General features: G+C 72.1%; 2 protein-coding genes. Both read left to right on the plus strand.

Going from position 1 to position 2935, the window contains the following annotated elements; genetic code table 11:
- On the plus strand, positions 1–2853 hold a 2853-nt coding region (locus tag GYH36_RS18960), incomplete at its 5' end, for a nitrate reductase subunit alpha (RefSeq protein ID WP_162290683.1).
- A partial coding sequence (locus GYH36_RS20495; RefSeq protein WP_376739841.1) for a hypothetical protein occupies positions 2853–2935 on the plus strand: 83 nt, incomplete at its 3' end. The genes GYH36_RS18960 and GYH36_RS20495, both read left to right, overlap by 1 nt.

The raw sequence follows: 2935 nt of genomic DNA on the forward strand, positions 1-2935 counted from the left end.
ACCAAGTTCGCCGACGAATGGCTCGCCCCCCACCCCGGCACCGACGGCGCCCTCGCCCAGGCCATGGGCCACGTCATCCTCACCGAGTTCCACGTGCGCGACCGTGCGCCCCGGTTCCTCGACTACATGGCGCGGTTCACCGACGCGCCCTACCTCGTGACGCTCGAGCGCCGCGGCGACGCGTACGTACCGGGGCGCTTCCTCACGGCGGACCGGCTCGCGGGCACGCCCGCGGCGGACCAGGCCGGGACCGTCAACGCCGCGTCGAAGACCGTGATCCTGTCGCGCGAGGGCGACGTCGTCGTGCCCAACGGGTCGCTCGGGCACCGCTACGGCGACCCGGGCCGCTGGAACCTCGACCTCGAGGGCGTCGAGCCCGCGCTGTCGGTCGCCGACCTCGCGAACGGCCCGGCGGGCGAGCCGGTCGCCGTCGACCTCCCGCGCTTCGACCTGGCGCCGCAGGAGGGCGCCGAGCACCAGGGCGGTGCGGGGTCCGTGCGCCGCGGCGTCCCGACGCACCGCGTGGGCGAGCACCTCGTGACCACGGTGTACGACCTGCTCCTCGCGCAGTACGGCGTCAACCGCCCCGGCCTCGGCCTGCCGGGCACGTGGCCCGCGGGCTACGACGACCCCGCGACCCCGGGGACGCCGGCGTGGCAGGAGGAGATCACGGGCGTCCCCGCCGTCGCCGCGGCGCGCATCGGGCGGGAGCTCGCGCAGAACGCGCTCGACTCGGGCGGCCGCTCGATGATCATCATGGGCGCGGGGACCAACCACTGGTTCCACTCGGACACGATCTACCGCACGTTCCTCGCGCTCGTCACCATGACGGGCTGCCAGGGCGTGAACGGCGGCGGGTGGGCGCACTACGTGGGCCAGGAGAAGGTCCGCCCGATCACCGGCTTCCAGCAGTACGCCAACGCGGCCGACTGGGTGCGGCCTCCGCGCCTCATGATCAGCACCGCGTTCTGGTACCTCGCGACGGACCAGTGGCGCTACGACGGCCTGCCCGCGGACGCGCTCGCGTCGCCGCTCGCCGCGGGGAAGCTCTCCGGCCGCACGACGGCGGACACGCTGGTGGAGTCCGTCCGTCGCGGCTGGACGCCGAGCTACCCGACGTTCGACCGCAACCCCCTCGACCTCGTCGACGAGGCGGAGGCGGCCGGCAAGGACCCGGTGCGCCACGTCGTCGACCAGCTCTCCTCGGGCGAGCTGGACTACGCGTGCACCGACCCCGACGACCCGGCGAACTTCCCGCGCGTGCTCACCGTCTGGCGCGCGAACCTGCTCGGGTCGTCGGGCAAGGGCAACGAGTACTTCCTGAGGCACCTCCTGGGCACCGACGCCGCGGTGCGCGCCCCCGAGTCCGGCCCGGACCGGCGCCCGCGGGACATCGCGTGGCACGACGAGGCGCCGCGGGGGAAGCTCGACCTGCTCGTCACGGCCGACTTCCGGATGACCTCGACGACGCTGTTCTCGGACGTCGTGCTGCCGGCGGCGACCTGGTACGAGAAGCACGACCTGTCCTCGACGGACATGCACCCGTTCGTGCACTCGTTCAACCCGGCGATCAACCCGCCGTGGCAGACGCGCACCGACTTCGACATCTTCCACACGATCGCCCGGCGCGTCTCGGAGATGTCGGTGACGCACCTGGGTGTGCGCAAGGACGTCGTGGCCGTGCCGCTCGCGCACGACACGCCCGACGCCATGGCCACGCCCCACGGCGAGGTCCTGCCGCAGGACGAGCTCGTGCCCGGGGTGACCATGTCCAAGCTCGTCGTCGTCGAGCGCGACTACCCCGCGCTCGCGGCGCGGCTCGCGGCGCTCGGCCCGCTCACCCAGGAGGCGGGCATGGTGACCAAGGGCGTCGCGTTCGACCCCACGCCGGAGGTCGAGCGCCTCGCCGTCACGAACGGCGTGGTCGCCGAGGGTCCGGCGGCGGGTCGGCCCCGGCTGGACCGGGACACCCACGTGTGCGAGATGATCCTCGCCCTCTCGGGGACGACGAACGGGCGCCTCGCCGTGCAGGGGTTCGAGGACCTCGAACGACGCACGGGGCAGCGCCTCGCGGACCTGGCGCGGGACGAGCAGGGCAAGCGGGTCACGTTCCCGGACGTGCAGTCGCGCCCGACGCCGGTCATCACCTCGCCCGAGTGGTCCGGCTCCGAGCACGGCGGACGGCGCTACAGCGCGTTCGTCATCAACGTGGAGCGGCTCAAGCCGTGGCACACCCTCACGGGCCGCCAGCACTTCTTCCTCGACCACGACTGGATGACGGAGCTCGGCGAGCAGCTCCCCGTGTACCGGCCGCCGCTCGACATGCACCGCCTGTTCGGCGACGCGCGCGTCGGCGACACGTCCCCCACGGGGGCGCACGGGTCCGAGGGGCACGCAGAGGTGGCCGTGCGGTACCTCACGCCGCACTCGAAGTGGTCGATCCACTCCGAGTACCAGGACAACCTCTTCATGCTGTCGCTCTCGCGCGGCGGCCCCACGATCTGGATGAGCCCGCAGGACGCGGAGAAGATCGGCGTCGCGGACAACGACTGGATCGAGTCCTACAACCGCAACGGCGTCGTGGTGGCGCGCGCGATCGTCAGCCACCGCATGCCCGAGGGCACGGTCTTCATGTACCACGCCAAGGACCGGACCGTGGACGTGCCGCGGTCGGAGACGTCGGGCCTGCGGGGCGGCATCCACAACTCCCTGACGCGCGTGCTGCTCAAGCCCACCCACCTCATCGGCGGCTACGCGCAGCTGTCGTACGGCTTCAACTACATCGGCCCGACGGGCAACCAGCGTGACGAGGTCACGGTGATCCGGCGGAGGTCTCAGGAGGTGACCTACTGATGAAGGTGATGGCGCAGATGTCGATGGTGATGAACCTGGACAAGTGCATCGGGTGTCACACGTGCTCGGTGACGTGCAAGCA

This window comes from Cellulosimicrobium composti (genome assembly GCF_010287905.1).
GTDB lineage: Bacteria > Actinomycetota > Actinomycetes > Actinomycetales > Cellulomonadaceae > Cellulosimicrobium > Cellulosimicrobium composti.